The sequence below is a fragment of the Bacteroides sp. AF25-5LB genome (genome assembly GCF_003602965.1).
GTDB lineage: Bacteria > Bacteroidota > Bacteroidia > Bacteroidales > Bacteroidaceae > Bacteroides > Bacteroides uniformis.
The window spans coordinates 48,617-68,604 of sequence record NZ_QTMC01000006.1; the positions used below are offsets into that span (position 1 = coordinate 48,617).

The 19,988-nt window shown below is 45.5% G+C and carries 14 protein-coding genes and 1 tRNA gene; 2 read left to right on the forward strand and 13 right to left on the reverse strand.

The features are described from left to right. Positions 1-40: 40 nt before the first annotated feature. Genes DWY57_RS08680 through DWY57_RS08695 form a run of 4 tightly spaced genes read right to left on the reverse strand, consistent with a single transcriptional unit; the run spans position 41 to position 4,427 of the window. Positions 41-1,513 (reverse strand): ATP-binding cassette domain-containing protein, encoded by a 1,473-nt coding sequence (locus DWY57_RS08680; protein ID WP_119961646.1) that lies wholly within the window; start codon positions 1,511-1,513, stop codon positions 41-43. A 10-nt stretch (positions 1,514-1,523) separates the two neighbouring features. Next, positions 1,524-3,521, reverse strand: a complete 1,998-nt coding sequence (pulA, locus tag DWY57_RS08685) for a type I pullulanase (protein WP_005835788.1) — start codon at positions 3,519-3,521, stop codon at positions 1,524-1,526. A gap of 34 nt (positions 3,522-3,555) precedes the next feature. After that, complete coding sequence (gene ruvC, locus DWY57_RS08690; RefSeq protein WP_005826381.1) at positions 3,556-4,125, reverse strand: crossover junction endodeoxyribonuclease RuvC; 570 nt, start codon at positions 4,123-4,125, stop codon at positions 3,556-3,558. After that, positions 4,122-4,427: a DUF4286 family protein gene (locus DWY57_RS08695; RefSeq protein WP_005826379.1), complete on the reverse strand. Its 306-nt coding sequence runs from the start codon at positions 4,425-4,427 to the stop codon at positions 4,122-4,124. Before DWY57_RS08695 ends, ruvC begins: the two co-directional genes overlap by 4 nt. A 103-nt stretch (positions 4,428-4,530) precedes the next feature. On the opposite strand from DWY57_RS08695, the gene DWY57_RS08700 reads away from it, so the two are divergent. Beyond that, positions 4,531-4,604: transfer RNA gene (locus DWY57_RS08700), tRNA-Ala, on the forward strand. 129 nt (positions 4,605-4,733) lie between these two features. Beyond that, positions 4,734-5,096, forward strand: a complete 363-nt coding sequence (locus tag DWY57_RS08705) for a hypothetical protein (RefSeq protein ID WP_243634662.1) — start codon at positions 4,734-4,736, stop codon at positions 5,094-5,096. A gap of 91 nt (positions 5,097-5,187) precedes the next feature. Here the strand turns inward: DWY57_RS08705 and DWY57_RS08710 are convergent, their stop codons facing one another. The 9 genes from DWY57_RS08710 to DWY57_RS08755 form a co-directional block, all read right to left on the reverse strand. Next, positions 5,188-8,517 (reverse strand): DUF4906 domain-containing protein, encoded by a 3,330-nt coding sequence (locus DWY57_RS08710; RefSeq protein ID WP_243634663.1) that lies wholly within the window; start codon positions 8,515-8,517, stop codon positions 5,188-5,190. Positions 8,518-8,532: 15 nt separating this feature from the next. Beyond that, complete coding sequence (locus DWY57_RS08715; RefSeq protein WP_119961607.1) at positions 8,533-9,804, reverse strand: FimB/Mfa2 family fimbrial subunit; 1,272 nt, start codon at positions 9,802-9,804, stop codon at positions 8,533-8,535. Positions 9,805-9,829: 25 nt separating this feature from the next. Next, complete coding sequence (locus tag DWY57_RS08720; RefSeq protein WP_119961608.1) at positions 9,830-10,792, reverse strand: fimbrillin family protein; 963 nt, start codon at positions 10,790-10,792, stop codon at positions 9,830-9,832. 119 nt (positions 10,793-10,911) lie between these two features. Further along, a complete protein-coding gene (locus DWY57_RS08725; RefSeq protein ID WP_119961609.1) occupies positions 10,912-12,129 on the reverse strand; it encodes a fimbrillin family protein in 1,218 nt (405 codons plus the stop codon). A gap of 21 nt (positions 12,130-12,150) precedes the next feature. After that, complete coding sequence (locus DWY57_RS08730; protein WP_119961610.1) at positions 12,151-13,155, reverse strand: DUF5119 domain-containing protein; 1,005 nt, start codon at positions 13,153-13,155, stop codon at positions 12,151-12,153. Then, the gene (locus DWY57_RS08735; protein ID WP_119961611.1) at positions 13,152-14,414 is read right to left on the reverse strand and encodes a DUF3575 domain-containing protein; all 1,263 of its coding nucleotides are present in this window, start codon (positions 14,412-14,414) and stop codon (positions 13,152-13,154) included. The genes DWY57_RS08730 and DWY57_RS08735 overlap by 4 nt, the downstream gene beginning before the upstream one ends. 545 nt (positions 14,415-14,959) lie before the next feature. Continuing rightward, positions 14,960-16,168: a site-specific integrase gene (locus DWY57_RS08740; RefSeq protein WP_119961612.1), complete on the reverse strand. Its 1,209-nt coding sequence runs from the start codon at positions 16,166-16,168 to the stop codon at positions 14,960-14,962. Between the two features lie 1,139 nt (positions 16,169-17,307). Beyond that, entirely contained in the window at positions 17,308-18,504 is a 1,197-nt protein-coding gene (locus DWY57_RS08750; protein WP_119961613.1) for an MFS transporter, read from the reverse strand. Between the two features lie 136 nt (positions 18,505-18,640). Continuing rightward, positions 18,641-19,978, reverse strand: a complete 1,338-nt coding sequence (locus tag DWY57_RS08755) for a RagB/SusD family nutrient uptake outer membrane protein (RefSeq protein WP_119961614.1) — start codon at positions 19,976-19,978, stop codon at positions 18,641-18,643. Positions 19,979-19,988: the final 10 nt, after the last annotated feature.

The following is a 19,988-nucleotide window of genomic DNA, read 5'->3' on the forward strand; positions in this document are numbered from 1 at the left end:
CAGTCCTTTATTATCTTTGCTTGACGTAATTATTATCCGGTCAGCGGTTTCGCTTCAAGAATAAACGGTTAGTAATTGTTTGCGGCAATTCATTCTCATAGTGGGTTACCATAATCATCGTTTTATCCCGACGATGGCAGAATGCCTCTATAATCTTCTTAACCCGACGGCGGTTGTATGTATCGAGTCCATGAAGCGGTTCATCCAATATCAGCAGTTCCGGGTCCTTGACAAAAGCACGTGCCAATAATGCCAGACGCTGTTCCCCGCTGGAGAGTTGCAGAAAAGGATTGTCTTTCAAGGCGGCAATACCGAAAATCTCCATCCACCACTCACATACCGACATCTGTTCGGCATGAGGACGTTTATACAATCCGATGCTGTCGTGCAGACCGGAAGCGACAATCTCTATGGCAGGCAGATTCTTCAGATAAGCACGATGCATTTCCGGACTGACATAACCGATGTGTTTCTTGATTTCCCAAATACTCTCCCCCGTTCCGCGCTTCCGTCCGAAAAGACTGATATCGCAGGCGTATGACTGCGGATTATCCGCACAAACCAAACTAAGCAAGGTAGACTTGCCGGCACCGTTCTCGCCACTCAGCGCCCACTTCTCACCACGCATCACTGTCCAATCCAGCTCCTTCAGAATGGTACGGTCATCGTAACGGATGCTAACCCCGTTCAATTTCACCACTTCGTCCGAAGTGAAATTCGCATGTTCGTAGGGCAAATCGAGAATACGCCGCTGCAATTCCTCCAACGCTCCGGCCTCTTCCTGAATACGCATCTGATTGCCCGCACAGAATGCCTGCACATACTCCTCACGTTCCATCTTTTCGCCCACCTTCATCTCCTCTACCGGCACAACGTGTGTAACAAATGAAGGTATGTCATCCAACATGGAAAGCACAAGGACAATCTGCAACTCGCCCAGCCGGGTAAGCCGCTCCAGCAAATTAAAAAGCAGTTCACGGGTAGGCGCATCCAGCCCTATGAAAGGATTGTCCATGATAAGAATTCGGGGAACAGTCAGTAAAGCTTTAGTCAACTGAAACTTGCGCAGCTCCCCACTGCTGAGAAGAATGATTTTCTTGTCAAGCATCGGCTCTATGCTGAAAAGTTCAAATAGCTGCCGTCTCAAGGCATCGTCTTTTACCTCTCCCAGCACTTCGCGTACTAGCGGAGCATCCTCTTGGTCGTGGGCATTCCAACGCTGTTGATAGTAATAATTGGCATCGGCAGAACCGTAAGTATCACGGAAGGCAATGTATCTGATATTGTCATAGGCAGTTTTCGTGAGGGAGGGAGAGAAATCATAGGTAAGCTCACCATCACGCAAAGGATACTTTCCCGTCAGCATATCCACCAGGAGGCTCTTTCCGGCTCCGTTCGGTCCTACAATAGCAATGTGTTCTCCTGCCAGAAAATCAAGGGTGACAGGCTCTGTCAAACGAACAAGCGGGTTGCGTACTACGCCCCCCGCTATGTGTATTGTATGTTGCTGCATCATCCAATCATCATTTATACATAATCAGTGCCGATTGGGCCGGAACAACAACTTCGGGGCCGTACAGTGTGCCCAAACCTTGTTCATTGATAAAGCCATCCTTGCAGACCACTGTATATTTACCTTCGGGTACGGTAAGTTTGGCAGGCTCCTTACGGGCATTCAAGACTACTATAATATCTCCCCATGCATCACCGTTGGCATTTTCTTTCAGACGGTAAACCACCACATTGCTGCCGTCAACCGGTAGAAATTCCAAATGCTTACGCACCAAATCCGCATCACCCATACGGAAAGCCGGATGCTTCTTACGAAGCTGTATCAAACCTTTATAATAAGCAAATACATCTGCATGCTCCGCCTTTCGTCTCCAATCAATCGCATTGATGGAATCGGGACTCTCAAAACTATTGTGCACTCCCTTCTTGTCACGCATCACTTCCTCACCGGCATAAATAAACGGTACACCCTGTGAAGTGAATACAGCTGTTTGCGCCAGTTTGTCAAGCTTTGCCAATTCTACGGGAGTAATACCCGGGATACTTGCTTTCAGCCTATCCACCAAGCACATATCATCGTGACAGGAAACATAGCTGATCATCTGTGTAGGTTGTTCCGCCCACGGAGCCTTACTATAATTCACAGAGTCATTATTTACTTGCGGATGCCTGATGGCTCCTACAATACCAAACTTTATGCTCTCCTCTCCTCCCGGCAATCCGGCAAGGAAAGCACCTTGATGATTGTCATTGAACGGACCGCGCAAAGCATCACGCATTTCGTCAGAGAAAGCAGCAACACCCGGCATCTTATAAGTATTGGCTTTCATTGCCAGAGAATCTTCCGCCATCTGTGGAGCCGATGCCGCCCATCCTTCACCATATATAAATATAGTCGGATCTACAGACGTTGCCGCCTTACGGATTTCGTTCATTGTCTCGATGTCATGAATACCCATCAGGTCAAAACGGAATCCGTCAATGTGATATTCATTAATCCAATGTAATACAGACTCTATCATGTATTTACGCATCATCGGACGGTTGCTGGCAGTTTCATTGCCACAAGCCGAACCGTCTGCATACGTTCCGTCCGGTCGCTGACGGTAAAAGTATCCCGGCACTGTACGTTCAAAATTACTGTCGGATGTATTGAAAGTATGGTTATACACCACATCCAGAACAACACGGATACCTGCTTTGTGCAAAGCCTGCACCATCTGCTTGAATTCCCGGATACGAACATCCGGTTTGTAGGGGTCGGTAGAATAAGAGCCGTCAGGCACATTGTAGTTCTGCGGATCATATCCCCAATTATACTTGTTCTCGTCCAGCCTTGTCTCATCAACGGAGGCATAGTCATAAGACGGAAGGAGATGTACATGTGTCACTCCCAATTCTTTCAGATGGTCAATGCCGGTTGCCAGCTTGTCGGGACTTACCGTTCCTTGTTCTGTCAATGCCAGGAACTTTCCTTTATGCTCAATACCCGACGACGGGTCGATGGACATATCACGATGGTGCATTTCATAAAGAATCACATCGGCAGGAGAGGCCAATGCCGGACGTTTATCATCTGCCCATCCTTCGGGGTCCGTGGATTTCATGTCGATGATGGCGGCACGCTTTCCATTCACCCCTACAGCTTTGGCATTGATACCCGGAGTGTCCCCCAACCACTTATCATTGATTTTCACATTGAATGTGTAGAATTTACCTATCAAGTCCTTTTCAACTTTAGTTTTCCAAGTTCCTTCTTCAGAGGATTCCATTGAAATAGTTTCATAGGCATGCCCTCCGTCTCCTGCTTCGAACAACATCAGGCGAACTTCATCCGCCGTAGGTGCCCACAATGTGAATTGCGTGGCAGCAGGTGTATATTCCATCTCTGTCAGACTACCCGAACGGACAGGGTAAAGTTCGTACGAAGCATACTCCGTCTTCGCGGGAGTGCAGCTTACAACCGTCGTTGCAGCCACTCCAATGATAGCAAGTTCATTCAATTTCATGATATTATTTTTAGATTCTACATTTCAATTCTTATCACTTCTTCACCTTATCCGGATTTTTGGCAATAAAGTCTTTCCAGCCATGATAGCCTTTCTCCACCGTGGGACGCCCCATCTGCAGAAAGTGACAATAGGCAGCAGCAAGCCCGTCCGTTGCATCCATAAAAGTAGGCATATCCTCTTTAGGAAAATGCAGCATACGCTGCAACATGTCCGCCACCTGTTCCTTGGATGCCTGTCCGTTTCCGGTGATGGCCATCTTTATTTTTAAAGGAGCATATTCCGTAATGGGAATATCCCTGCTCAAAGCAGCTGCCATTGCTACGCCTTGCGCACGCCCCAACTTCAACATGGACTGTACATTCTTTCCGAAGAAAGGGGCCTCAATAGCGAGCTCGTCAGGCAAATAACTCTCTATGATACTTAGTACCCGTTCATGAATATGGCGTAACTTCAGATAGTGGTCTCCAAATTTGCGGAGGTCGATAATTCCCATGGCTATCATTTCCGGCTTGACACCTGCCACACGCAATACTCCATACCCCATAATGGTGGTACCAGGATCTATACCCAATATTATTTTCTCTTTGACCGGTTGTATCACACTATTACCTCCATCAATGTAGGAAAGCCAATCACTTTATCCTTAAAGATATTCAGTAATTCCTCGTTCAGTTTCACTCCTTGCTCTTGATGCCAACGATGCAGTTTGGCAGAGTTTTCTACCTCAAACTGAACAGAATAACAGATGCTTCCTTCCTCAATATGACTCAAGATACGGGCTATACGTGGAGCATACAATGTTCCGTTCTTCTCTACCTCAGGAAGATAGTGTTCCTGCATCCATATCAGGAAGTTTTTGTCTTCTCCTTCCTCTACATGATAAGTGGTATTATATATCAGCATAACTTATTTTTTCAAATTCTTTCGCAAACATAGCAATTATTTCAGAATAATGCATTATATTTGCACCATCAAAAATGAAAGCAAGCCTGCAAACGTTGGCAACGGGGCGTTAGCTCATCTGGCTAGAGCGCGACACTGGCAGTGTCGAGGTGATCGGTTCGAGTCCGATACGCTCCACACACAAGTCGTTAACTATTTGATAGTTAACGATTTTCTTTTTTTAGGTAACTTGGCGTGCAACAACCTCCAAAATAGTATTTTAAAGAGTGTATTACCTTTTTTGTTACCCCAGTTTTTATTAAGTCGTTGAAAATCAAAGTAAGTTTCGACACTGATGAAACAGCTGATTTTCCCCTAGAATTGTATGGCAGATTCTATCTGAAAACACCTAAAAGCAAGCGCCCGTCTGTTATAACTTTTATTATTAGATTCAAAAGCAAACAATATAAATTTGCTACTCACACCAAAGTATATCCCCAGCAATGGAATCAATCATTGCAAAAGGCATATATTAGTCCTATTCTGACTAATGCAGATAACTTAAACAATTCGATAGTAAACCAAAAAATAGAAGAAATAAAGGAGCGTTTTAGCAAGTTTAAATATATCTGTATGCTTTTAAAAAACAAGCATGCCGGTGATGGAATGTTTCATCACCGACATACTTAAACTCACAGTCTTTTATCAAATATGCAATTGACAATCTCTGGCATTTTCGAATAGATTCTTTGAGGAAAAACTATCCGGTTGCCACTATGGATTATTCTCTCACATCGCGCACACAGAACACACCGGCTTTTCCGTATTTTTCTCGAGCATTACCATTCTCTTCCTTTTCATCTTCCACCATGCCTTTTCCCGGATTCAGCATGTGCAAATCCACCCGTCGGGCTTTATTTAATCCGAGTTCCGAATCGGATTTCCAGTAGTTCAGTATGTAGCCGGTGGGCGTAAACTCGTTCTTGGGCGGATAATAGCGGCTGTAAGCATAAGCCGTGCGACAATGGAACATGGCGCAAAGCTTGTGCGTCCATTCATGCTTTCTGGCATTCTGGCTTGCGGTACATTTCAGGCTGAACGGGTTATACCAGCCATAGCCATCGCCTGCGGCATCGGCACTGCCCGGCGTTATCGGAGGTGCGAAAGGCAGGTTGCTGTCATCTTGAAAGAAATCGAATGCCAGCATTATCAGCGTCAGTTCGCGTTCGTTGGGCAAACGCCACGCTCCGGCAGATACTACCTTGTCGCCTGCTTCGTGATAGTCCTGTGCCACGGTAAACTTGTCGCGCTTGGCATGGTCTATCTCCATCAGTTTCAAGACCTTGCCGTTCCATGTTTCTGTTTTATTTGCAGCACCGTGTCTTTTGTTGTTACAAGTAACGGTTATGGTTGTATCTATCAGCATGGGTTGCTGTGCCAGCTGGAATTTCCTGTACAGGCGGTTCTGCGGTTCGCGTTCACTGTGGGGTTGAAGCTCGCGATGGCTGAATGAGCGCATGGCTTCGTCTGCCAAAAATACTTCCAGCGTACGGTCGGCTTTATTGTATTTATAATAAGGCTCCGAAACTTCGTTATCCATCCGCCCCTTCACTTCTCCTGCCCCCAGGCTTCTCACGGCTACTACGTGTTTGTCATCTGCAATAGAAACATAACCTCCGGCTTCCGGTAAAAGTGCAGAATAGCTCCCCCCGGTGCTCGCCGAAAAAGTATGGAGACCCTCATCATTCATTGTTTTACCCGGTTGATTCATATACTTTTCGAAAGAAAGTTTCCACAAAGCAGCCTCTTTTTCCATGGCAGGCTCTCCCAACCACATACCAAGCAACTGGCCTATGGCGGGTACATACCAGCGTAGTTCATCCTCGTTCAGATAGCCGTCTCCATTCAAGTCGCGATTACGTACAAACAGAATTTTCGATTCGTTTTCTATTCCGGACATAGGACGGGTCTCCTTCAAACGTCCATCTTTCGTCAGTATAAAACCGGATTGGAAAATGCGCTCATTACCATTCGAAACATGGATATCAGCCTTACCAAGAGCGTCTTCCGCAATGTCCCATGTATTCTTTCGTCCGTCCCAACAGTCCCCGCCACCATCTTTACCCACAGGGAATACCAAAGCATCCATTTCCTCCACCGATTCCACGCCGAATTTATTGAGCGTAGGGTCGTTCATGTCGTAGAAGCAAGCTATGGAGCGCTGTTTCAACGTGTAGACCGACTGCGACACTGCACTCTTGTCATCCTTGCTGAACTTGAGGTCGGTGGCAAGTGAGAAGATGCGATCTTTGCAGTTGATGAAGTCCTTCAGCTGCACCGGGTCGGTAATGCGTGGGTCGGGATGCCGTTCATAAAAATTCTCGTCCACAAAGCAGGTGTAGTAGGCAGAGTCTTCCCTGCTTGCATAGAACTCATCGAGCGCATCGAACACATTTTTCACCTCGTCGGGACGATAGAATGCCATAAGGTAGGGACTTTCCTTGTCCGCCGATGTGTAATCGCAGACTGTCGTTTCTTTTGTAAACTCCAGCCATGCCAGATAGTCCTGTGCCACCTCTTTGGTAATGGCGGGGTTGCTCACGCCCATACAGAGTCCGTCGGTTCCTCCGTCGGGAGTGCCTTTGGGATAATACATCACTCCCATGATGCCAAATGGCGTGTCGGTGTACAGGTACACCCCCTTCTCGACATCGCTCCGCCGGAATTTCATCTCCACCTGGTCGAAGTGAGAGTCAAGATGCACGAACGCCTCGTGCTTAAACACCACTCCTTCCACTCCCGGAGTCTTTTCTTTTTCATCTTCCACTTCCACCACGATGTCATCCACTCCCTTTACGGTTACATTGTACGTATAGTAATGGTCGCGCTCCACACTGAAGTCACTGAGGTCTTTTCCGAAGTTGCCCAAATGGATGTAATAACGGACATCGGCAGCCACCGACTTGTCTTCGTTTTCAAACCATCCGGTCAGCTCGATGTATGTGGATGCCGGAGGAGCATACTGAAACTTGTAATGTCCCTTGTGGTTGTGTGCGTTCTCGGCATGGAAATCATCGGGAGCGGTTTCTTCTACATTCTTGTCATTGAGCTTCACTACCTTGTCGCGCTGTTTGTAGTCGTCGATGGTCACACCGAGCTTCACCTTCCGTATGTTCTCCGGCAAGTACACGGTAAACGTAAGTGAGTCTCCCAAGCCGAACTTCACCGGTTTGGCATCCTCCACCAGAATCCGTGCCCGTTCCTCCTCCGTCCACGCCTGTGCTGTAGGCGACACGTAATGGGGGATGTGACGCACGGTGTAGTCTCTCGGCACGAACTTCACTCCCTCGCCCGATTTAATGTTCATCGTAACCTTGCTCATCAGGCGTTTCAGGATAAACGATTGGTAAGGGTCGTGAGGCCCATCATGCGGTGTGCCGGTGATGACATGGTTCGTTCCGTCATTGTCCGTGTAATGGATTGCCCCATTTTCGTCCACGTGGCACAAGCCTGTACGGTTGGCCACCATGCCCACCAAAGGCAGATAACCGTCCACGCTGTGTATGTTCTTGTTCCATTTCGGGGTGGCTTGTTTGAAAAACTCCGCTTGGGTAGCCAACCGGTCACCATCGCTTACACCCGGGAAGAAATTGAGGAACGAACTTTGCGCATTACCCAGCAGGTAGATGTACACATCGCCCACCGGGATATAGAACTTGATGGCGCCACAAGTTGGGTCGTCGTTGTCTTCCATCCATCCGCCGGTAGCTCCATCCAAAAGCTTGTCGGACGGATTGGAGAACAAATGGTAGGCGAGCAATTCGTTTTCTTCCGGATTCTCACTTTTTGCTTCGTATACGAAAGCCATCACACCAGAAAGTTGCGAGTCATAATTGACCTCTCCTTTGTCTGCCGCACGAGTAGTGATGGTGGTACTGATACCACGTCCTACACCGAAAGGCAGTGTAACCTCAACCTGCCTGTTCCGGTCTACTCCCTGCAAAGTTCCTGGAGTCTCGATCACGTCATCCGTACATGACATGAATGACAAGAGCGCAAGCATTCCTGCCATAATAACATGATTGGTTGAACTTTTCATTATCTTGTTCATATTTATATATCTTTACTACTCAAATTCGACATCACCTCCACCTGTCTCCCAGGGGACAATCATCCAATGGGCGGAAACTCCGACGTGGGCATGCATGGATATGACGGAAAACAACCGCAGGTTCATGTTGGCTTCCACTTCGGGCAAAGCCACATATTGCATATCAGCCTCATGTCCTTCCATACCGTCACTTCCCATTTTATGCTCATGCGACAGTATTTTCAGATAATATCCCCTTGAACTCTCTGCTGACGGATTCTTAGGATAACGGTCTGTAATTTCATTGGGATTGGCAAACAGATAAACCGGTTTGGCTGGCAGCCACTGAAATTTTTTCGTGTCTGTGTTCCCGGCATGTGCCAAAGCCTTAATCTCGTTGATATGGCTCTTCTCCTTCAAGTTCCTTTCATACTCCTCATATTCCGGCGTCCCTTCTTGCGGAGCGGTTTCCGGTTCCTCCGGCCATCCCGCACCCAGAATTACCTTGCCGTTCTTCTGATTCTTCGAGTCGAAACTTTCACCGGCTCCCTCCAGACAATTGAAATCTCCCGTATATTCGTACTTCTCTTTCGGAAACAAATACCCGTATTTCGGCATATTGTAGAGATACAACCCGCGCCCCATATAGAGCTGCCCTTCTCCGGCGTCCGCCACGTCGGCTTTGGCAAAATAAAGTTGTAATTTCGCTATGCTACGTTTCAGTTCCAGGTTTATCTCCTGATTGTCGTGCGTAACTGTTCCACGATACTTACAAGTCATCGGCACAATGGCAGAACGGTATTTTTTTTCCGTTTCATCCTTGTCTGTCTCCGTTCCCCCCGACACATATTCCGCTTCCGGCAACCGGCTGAAAGTCAAAGACTCCAGTCTATCCGGCACTACTTCCAAGCCTTCGACCGGATGTACTCCCCCAGCTGTCTCACCGGGCAGTACAAAAATGTCTCCTTTGTTTTCGCAAAGCAGTTCTCCGGCCTCCTGCTCGTTGGCCACTGCATAAAACCAGACTTCTCCCTTCGGCAACTTCCATTCAAAAGTATGAGCCGGCACATCCTCCCCGCCATAATAATACCCCACCGGGCTGCCATCCTGGAAAGCATACACCCTGAGCGTCTTCACCTGCGAGTCGAAATCATCCGTTTCTGCCGCCCTTGTATCGATTGAAAATTTCACCGTCACCGGTTCTCCTTTTTCGGGGAACATCCCTTCTTGTTCGTCCGATGCACAAGCCGTCATTATCCCCGCCATTGCGGCAAATATCCATATATATGAGTATTTCAGGATTTTCATATCTTGCTCCTTCCTATTTATAAGATTACCAATCTGCCGAAATATCCTTGCTGTCCCAATGGTCCACACTCACTTTGACAGTAATGTCGGCATCGCCGGCAGGCAGTGTTATTTTATAATGGTAAGTGTTCGACTTTATCCATTCCGTTGTCTGAGCTGCATCCAGATATATCATCGCTTCTTTTGCCTCCGACAGCGGTTTGCCGGCATAGACATACTTAAAGGTTACCGCCACATCATCCGTCACCGGCTGTGGCAACAGCAATACGCCATCCAGCACAGTAGCGTTACTTCCGGCTTCTATCCGCACGCTCCCGCTGTGTACGAAAGGAGTTCCCTCTTCCGTACAGTTCACCCGGCTTTGCCATGTCGAGTTTTCCGGCGTCCACAGCAAGTCACCCCTATAGTCCACACCGAAAAGTCTGATGTCCGACACTTCTGCCTGCTTCTCCCCGGTACGGACAGTTAATTTCACCTGTGCCAGTTCATGTTCGAATGCCAGAAGCACGGATGGCATCGTTCCGCCGCCCTCATAAGTCACATCTGTTTTTGTTGCCGTCATTAAATCCACGGCATCCTTCCCCATTCCGGAAGAATCAAAACCCGTAACCCTAAGTTCGCCCTTGTCGTTGCAGGAAACTTCGGTAGCGGCACCAATCTCTTTCATTTCTTCCGGATGCACCGCATAAAAGTCATAAGGCCTGCCTACAGCCCAGAAACGTTTCTCGCCATAGTTTCCCGACGGAGTAACCGAAGCGGCATCGAAAAACAATTTCGGCCCGTCGCTTTCCCGTACCCATCCCCACAGTGTGAAATTATCCATACCCTCCTTGTCACTTTCCACCACGGCGCGGGTGGCAACTTGTGTGCCAAAGACAATCGGCACCTGTTGTTCCGGATTATTTGCTTCCGTCATGCTATCGGAACAGCCGGCAGCGACCAGCATGGCCGTGACAAGAAGGAAATCCTTTTTAAAATTAAGTCGCATAGGCATTTATTTTTTTATTTTGAATAAATAGCGACTGGGAAGGGAACATTCAACCCCGCCCGGTCTGTTATATTTCCGCAACCTGATGGATGGAAAAGACTGGTTTGCGGTGGTTCAGTTTATTTTCCGGGGTTTGAATCAGGAACGCCGGCATCGAGGTCCTGAGGATATTCAACAAAATTATCCACAGTTACGTTGAATGTGATAGGAACCAATACTGGTTCCGGATCCGGATTTTCGGGATCAGGATCAGGATCAGGGTTAAATCCGCCGCCCTCACCAAAGATAAGAGTATAAACATAGCGTTTGCCCTGCTTCCAGACTTGTTCGGTTTTTCCACTTATGTCCTTGGGTTCTCCTACCAGGGAGACGCCCACCCATGCGGTTTGTGAACCCTGGCCTGGCCACAATTGTACATTAGATACCGTATCTACCAGCTTGCATTTAACAAGCACACGTGCCGTCCCCGTGATTTTGTACTCCGGATTTTCATCCGTTCCACCGGTCTTCGTAATCCAGGGATTCAATATCTGCGGTAAAAGGAGCAGTCCCTTATAGTCATTGCCTGTTTTAACAGTCAAGTCCCGTATCGATGCTTCTTCGGAACCTGTAAAGCCTAATTCCATAATCGGAGTAATCTCAGCGGCATAGCTGTTATGTTTTGCGTTCTCTTTGTTATATGCGATATCCCATGTTCCCCATGACTTGTCAGTTTCCGTATCCTTTTCAGTTCCCTGCCATTGGGTAGTAGTGCTCAAAGTCGGCCAGGAGAATGTACCCTGTTTCTCTATTCCCTCCACTTTCACTGCGTCTACGAACACTGTCAGGTTGGAACTGGTGTTCTTGATTCTGAATACAATCTGTGATAGAGCGTGGCGGAAGTTGACCAAAACCGGTTGTTTGCCCTCGTGTTCGGCTTTCTTTTCAGCCAGGTTCAAGGCATAGAGCAGGTCCTCATCGCCGGGTACCTCATAGCCGGTAATTTTCTTGTCGCCATCTACTGTAATGTCAACATTACCATTCTTCGTATCCGTTGGACTATACGAATAGAAGTCCACATCTGTTTCCGGCCAGAATTTGGTATCGCCATACGACCATACATTCCCTTGTTTCTGGACATCGTGATCCATGTATTTAACTCCTTGGGTAAAGGCGTACACGTGGAAGTTATCAATATTGTTTGTTGTAGTAGCCTCACTTCCTGCACGGGTAGCTTTTCCTGCTATCGCACTCAAACTGATGCCTTCACCCTGGTTCATTTCTATTGTTTCATCATTGGTACATGCCGTTACCAATGCCATGGCCAATAGTGCCATTAGAATTGATTTCGTCTGCATAACATTAAAAGATATAAAAAACTACATAATGATATCGTTTTCGACTTCCACCCAATCATCAACCTCCACATCAAATCCACCCTCGTCCGGAAGCGGTTCCGGAAAGTCCGCATTATCAATGATGATGTGCACATGCTTCCTGTCCGGTGCTTTATGTACTTGGTCAGTCACATCAAAGGTTGTATAGAATTTCTCCTTATTGGAATACCATACATAAAACATCATTTTGTGCGGACGGGCATTCTCTTCATGATGACCGAACGTATAAAACTTACCGGTCATTTTCGAACTCTCGGGGTGGAGTTCTGTTTCGAAGGGGACTGTGACACACTCCCTGTCCAGTTCCTCGTTGGCAAACAGCATGGAGGGAGCCATGCTCGACAATGACCCGCAAGCCTGCGTCATATACTCCATGTTCTTGACATTACGAACCTCATAGGTGTAGGTACATATCAGTTCGGCAGGATAAAGCGTGATGACATGCTCGCTACTTTCTATCCATTCGACCTTGTCCTTGTCTGTAAAGGGAACACATTCATAACTTAGCCCTGATTCGGTAATTTCCACATTTCGGGCGTTACTTCCCCACATCATGTCAGGGCAGATGACGACACGCTCGTCTTCCGAACCTTTGGCCGGAGGCGCATAATGGGCACCGTTACCGTAAATACTCTCAAAAACGTTACCGTTCCGCGTATATCCCTCATGGGTGTCAAATCCTTCCACTCCTCTGAACAGTAAAGACTCCGTGTCATTATTGTAACAGAGTGTCCGGTACCTTCCTACTTTAATCTCTACCGGTCCTCCGTCTTTCCCTGCAAAATCGAACCGGACCGGATATCCGCCTTCTTCAGGATAGAAATACACACACATTCCCTCAGGATTGGCCTGCGGAGCGTTCCTCCAGTCAAAATCCACTCTGACCGTAGCCACATGCGGATGATGGAAACAGAGCTCCTTGTGCTCGCATGAGAAAAGAATCATGGTCAGCAGTGCGTAAACAGTCATTCGTATTCCGGTTTTCATCGTCCGCCTCCTTTCCCTTTGTTGAAATTTCCCCTGCCAATCAGCCATACCAGCGATATTTCCGCCTTAGTAGGGCCGAACCAGTGCCGTTCCTTGGTAGCCTGCCATACGTAGCAGTCGTCTATGGGGGTATATTCATAATAGGTTCCTCCCCAATATCCGACAGCGATAGTGAAGTCAATATTCAGTCTGTATGCCACCGGCAACGAGTAGCCGTATTCCACACCTGTGGAATAATTCATTTTATCCCAGAGTGTTCCTCCGGGTCTTCCACCCATATAGCCTTTTCCCCCTGTTTCAAAATCATAAGTAAAAATCTGCCCGTAGAGTCCCACATGATGTCCCGTAAGAGGCTTTTCCTTGGCGGTCTTACCGAACCATTTCCGAATGGCTATGTCGCCGCCATAAGTTCTCCAGTACCAGTGCCGCCGGTCTGTTTTCCACCAGGCATACATCCAGTCAGCACTCATACTCCAGTCTTTGCCAAGATAAAATTCCACACCGATATTCGGTACGAGCAATGCGTCGTACAGCATATTTGTCTTTACGGCAAGATACAGCTTACGTGGCTGCATAGGTATGTATGGGACAAGGGGAAGAGGTTCTGTCGGTTTTGGTTCGGGTATAGGCAGTTTGAAGGGAGGCATTGGCATGGGGGCAATAGGATTCCATACTTTCTCATACCATAGATATAGCCGAGAGGCGCGCAACTCCGGAAAATATTTTTTATACATATACCGATAGGGTGCCCCACCATGCAGTTGCTGTATCCGTCGCAGATGGTCACCTTTTGTAAGATTGTCATTTGCCGCATCCTCTGCCAATTCATGCAGTAAATGTAGCGTTTCTTTCCGGTAGGGTAGTTCCCAGTCATCACTCACCAAACGGATTAGACCGTTCCAGTCTCTCCCGAGGAACACGTTCGTTTTCAAGGAGTCGGGTAGTTCTCCATAACGTGAAAGATAGTCAAACAGCACATTGGCTCGCTTTACGGATAAACGTCTGTTTAGGAGAATACTGCCTTCCGGTGATGCTCCACCCACTACCTGGATACGTTTCAGTTGGTAAACAGAGTCCGCATAGCTTGTACGCAGACTGTCTGCTATCCGGTCCAACGCTTCTCTGTTGTTTCTATGGGATGGTTCCAATACAGAATATCCTTGTCTGAAATAGATTTTTACCGAATCCTGTATCTCTTGTGCCTGGATGTGGCCTACATAAAATATCAGGAATACAAGTAAGATTTTATTCGCTTTCATATTGATTCCATATTTGTGTACACATTACCAATACACCTCTAGGAGAAAAGCATCATCTATTTATTTTGTGGAGGGCATATACTTTGAAGTGCTTGTGACATTTTACCAAAACACCTTCGCTTTTTACAAGCTGTTTTCTCATGACTTAGGCATATTTACTCCACCAATTCTCCATGGTAAATAGACCTCTCTTCATAAGAGAGGTACGTCTTCCGAATACATAAATAGTAATTGACTGATTACTAAAACCATTCAGGAGTGTATATTAGAGTGATTGTTTTTTATTTTACACACTATGTTGAACATTTTGGGAAACAAATCATAAGAAAGCCACAAAAAAGTTTATTTTTTCACTTTATTTTTTAGTTTTTTAGTATCTTTGCAAACGAAATATACATCTCTTATGAAGATAAAGTTACGATGGTTACTCTATTTCAAGTTTTATAACTAAAGATGTACATCTCTTATGAAGATATGTATCCTTTTGAATGGCTTTGATATTCTTTTGTCATATTCGTTAATGATTATTATATAAATCACCTTATTCATATAGACATCAAAATGAGACTATTTGCCGTGTCTACAATAGATGCGTCTAAAGAGGCAAGATAAATTCGGGTGGTTTGCTCCGAATCATGTCCCAATGCTTCACTGATAACAGATAAAGAGACATTTTTACTTTGAGCAATACTGGCCCATGCATGGCGGGCAACATAAGTAGTAAGTGGAATACCCAAACCCATCTGTTTGCCAATGTATTTCAAATTTCTGTTGATACGGTGCGCTTCATTTTGGTATTGATGCCATTCGTCCATACCATTATTTCGAATAATCGGTAGTAGGTAGGGAATATCAGAGGTGTCGTATTTATCAATGAGTTCCTGCATGGTTTTTTCCCATTTGATGAACAATTGCTGACCGGTTTTATGTCTCCGGTAAGTAAGGATCCCATTTTGCAGGTCTTTCTTTTTCAAGAATGCCATATCCACAAAGGACATTCCACGTGTATAAAAGCTGAATAAAAAGATATCCCTGGCAAAGACCAGTGATTTTTTCGTCAAATTTAAGTCTCGTATTTCCCTAACCACATCTAAGGATACAGCACGTTTCCTTGTTTTATCAATGCCAGTATATACATGCTTAAAAGGATTTTGTTGGGCAACAAAACCTTGTTCTACCGCACGATTATAGATAGCTCTGAGATTACGCATATAATAGGAACTGGTGTTCGGACAAATGCCATTCCCTTTGAGCCAGCTTTCATAAGCTATCATCTGATTAGAGTCCAGTGCATCCAACGAGACATCACCACGGTTATTCAAGTAACGTTCAAAGCTATTCAAGGCACTCTGATAGGTACCCGCTGTACGTGCCTTGCCTATTTTCCTCAATTCAACCAGCAGTTCTTTTCCGTATAAAAGGAAAGTGTAATTTCCTTCAGGAACAGTGTAAAGCTCTATGATGCGTTCCACAGTGAAAGGAACATCTTCCTGAACCAAACGGTTGATGCATTTCTCTATTTTAACAAGGTCTTTATCAATTTGCTTTTTTAACGCAATAAGATAATTTTTTCGATCTTCTCCACTTCCTGCCGAGACATCGATTTCACCGGAAGCAGAAATCCACTCACTTGAAAACAGTTTGTAACCGGTACGGATATGTCGTACCTTACGATGATGGATTATTTGATAATGAAGCGTTCCCTCTTTGAGGATAATGGATGAAGGGCTGAATTTTACTTTTACACTAGTCATAAACAATCAATTATTAGTTTAATACAGAATTATAAAAACAAGAAGCAATTCAAAATACTTCAAACTGTTATGTATACTTCCTGCTAAACTATTCTTGACTGATAAAAGATGCTTTATCTAAAAAAACGTCGCTTTAATGGCGTAATTATAAAGTGTATATTCGTGCAAATCAAAAGCTTTCTGTGCTCAAAGATAACGAAAAAACAAGCTTCAAAACATTTTTCCAAAAGATTCTTCATATAAAAATTGCAAGGACAAAGATCAATGGTAATTAAGAATTTGGATTGCATATTCGTGCCGGTTGAAAGAATAGACCGATAATCTGAATACCCTTCGGTGACTATCACTAGACTGTACGTTTAGTGCCAAGTTCGATATCGGGAGCAAAATCAACTGAAGGTAAAGATACCGTCTTGTCTTTTGTTGAGGAAACCAATTTACCGCTTAACAGAGAAATGACAAACTGCACTGTAACCAATATCAATAAAGATAATTTATTAAACATGACTGTCCGCTAAAACTTTTTGCTAATACAAAAATAGAACTGGTATCTCTTTTGAGATATCAGCCCTTTAGTTACGTTTGAGTTGCCACACAAAAAGGAGGGGGAGCAAAGCACATTCTGCCATTCATGCAAATGGATCCTTGATGCTGATAACTATTGCCTCGTACGCATCTATATCTATCTACATACACGTTTTTTTCAACATGCAACGCGTGTTACCCGGGTTCACTGTTCCTTTTATCCTTTCTGTATAGCTACTGCTAGGATTGTGCAGTTAGCTGATGCCTAACATGCTATTCATTTCTACTTCCTACATCGATTACTTACAATGTTTCAGTATGGATATAAACCAGGTGATGTTTCAAGGAAACATTATGACCAGACTATTTTTCCTTGCAGGCACCCTCGTAAATTCCCGGAATGCAGCAATATATACCATATATTGGGGGAGTTATTCCTCTCCTATCTTGTGTACCATTGCTCTAGAAGACCAAAATTGGATGAGCTGAATATGGGCAGTGTATTTCGTTTTACTCTCTGTAGCCTTGTAAATTGTAGGAATTAACTGAGGACTCACTACATTGACTGCACCTTTCGTTCTCTCTGCATGGCTGACAATGGGAATACAAAACCTCTATCTCTTTTTCAAATTAGGCAGAAAGCAAGCCACCAACCCCAACAAAGGCATAAAGGCACATACATTATAAACAGCCTCTATACCATACTTATCTGCCATACCTCCCAATATAGCCGAAGCGATACCGGCAATTCCAAAAGCGAAACCAAAGAACAACCCGGAAATCAAACCCAACTTATTAGGCAGCAATTCCTGTGCATACAGCAATATGGCAGGAAAAGCGGAAGAAAGCATCAGACCGACACAGAAACTCAGCACTACCGTCCATGCAAGCCCTACATGAGGCATCATCATACTGAATGGAGCCGTTCCAAGAATGGAAGCCCAGATAACATACTTACGCCCAGCTCTATCACCTACTGGGCCTCCCACCAATGTTCCGATGGCAGTGGCTACCAGGAAGACAAACAAAAAGAGCTGTGAGTCCTGAACAGTGACACCAAATTTATGGATCAGATAGAATGTATAGTAACTCGTCAGACTTGCCATATAGATATATTTGGAGAAGATAAGTATCAGCAGAATACTTATGGCAAACACCGTCATCCTTGAAGAAAGGGGACGTTCTATCTTTCCTGCCACGAGCATCGGGCTTTTCTTGATGTGGTTCAAGTAGGAACGGAACCAACGGCATATAGGAATCATCACCACGATGGCAATCAAGGCAAAAGCCGTGAAAAAAGCAATATGTCGCCTCCCATAAGGAGCTACCAGTAAAGCCACCAGCAATGGTCCAAGCGAGCCTCCCAAATTCCCACCCACTTGAAACAGAGACTGCGCCAGTCCGCGTTTTCCGCCAGAAGCCAGAAAGGTAATGCGCGACGCCTCTGGATGGAGTACAGATGAACCGATACCCACAATGAATACCGAAGCCAGCAGCCAATACAGATTAGTTGCAAAAGCCAGATTCATAATGCCGACCAAAGTAAAGCACATACCTATTGGCAATGACCAGGCAATGGGGCGCTTATCAAAGAACAATCCCATTAGAGGCTGAAACACGGACGCCGACATCTGATACACCAACGTAATCAGACCAATCTGGGCAAAACTCAAGGATAAATCCTCCTTGAACAAAGGGTATATCGCCGAAATGACCGATTGCAGCATATCGTTCAAGCAATGCGAAATACTCAATGCTATAAGAATTGGAAAAGCAATTCTACGGATAGGAGGTCTCTGATTCTGTATCATCTTATATTGTCTATTACAAAAACGGTGCAAAGGTACGTAAAAAACATATATCCAATCCACATTAAGACAAAACTCCCCGATTCCCTGCGCTGTTCAGCCGAGAATCGGGGAGTTTAATCTTTACCGGTCATCTTTATCAGTTCAGCAATCCCGGATTGGCTTCTATGGCTTCTTTCGGAATGGACAATGTATAACGGGCATCATCTTCTTCGAGTACATAACGCGTACCACCAAGCACTTTCTCCAAACGTGGACGAGTGGAACGACGAAGGTCAAACCAACGATGTCCTTCAAAAGCAAGTTCACGGGCACGCTCATCCAATATTTCCTGTACCAACGCTTCCTTATCCATAGCGTTGACAGCAATAGATTTTGCTTCGTAAGCCTCCGGTGCATAACGTTTCCGCATCAATTCCAGCAGGCGGGTACGTGCCTGAGGCAGTTGTCCTAGTTGAGCAGCAGCCTCAGCAGCCGTCAGATATATTTCACCTACACGGAAAGTACACAAATAGTTGTTACTTCCCGCCTTCTTGTTCTTCCTGAAACCTTTTTCATCCGCTTCAGCAAAATATTTATCCAGCCGAAGGTCGTTCTCAGCATAAAGGGAGAGAAAAACCGGAGTAGCCAGAGCAGCCCCATTGACTGTACTACTCAAAGGTGTCTCCAACGGAGTGATATTCTCTACGGAATTATAATTGTTAGGAAGAGTTGCAGCGTCATCATTCAAATCTACCAATACAGACTTCACGGCAAGCACTGCTTCAGCAGCATTCCAAGCTGCTTGCCACTCACCCTTGTAAAGGGATACACGCGACTGAAACGCCTCTACCGAAGCTGTATTGAAACGATATGAATATCTCTGCTCCCATTCTGCCTCCGTAACCAGTTTGCGCGCCTCATCAATATCTTCTTGGATGGAAACATAAACTTCTTTCACTGTATTGCGTTTCAGGACTTTCTCCAAATCAGTATCCAGTTTCAGCGGCACCGATTTGGTATCCAAAGCTCCCTCCTTAGTATAGGGCTGCCCATAAAGATTTACCAATAAGAAATGTACATAAGCACGGAGCATATACGCTTCTCCTACAAGCTGATTTATCTCTTCTTCAGTACCTTCTTTGATATCACTCTTGCTCTCTATAACATGATTGGCAATAAAAAGCACATTATAATACTTGGCCCATTCAAACGATGAGGTATAGGCATTGGGGGCAAGATCGTTCCAGCGCTCTATATCCATATAATAATTTTGATCATATTCATTATCCCGAACCTGCATCTCGTCGGAACGGAAACAAGCCATTCCCCGGTCACTGAATTTACTCACGTCCTTATAAGAACGGGCAAGCAACGCCCTATACTCAGCCAAAGAATTGGGAATGACACTACCGGTAGGCTGTATATCCAGATAGTTGTCGCATGCCGCAAGCAGAAGCATGCAGGCCATTATCATCAGACTTATTGTTTTCTTCATTTTCTTTCTG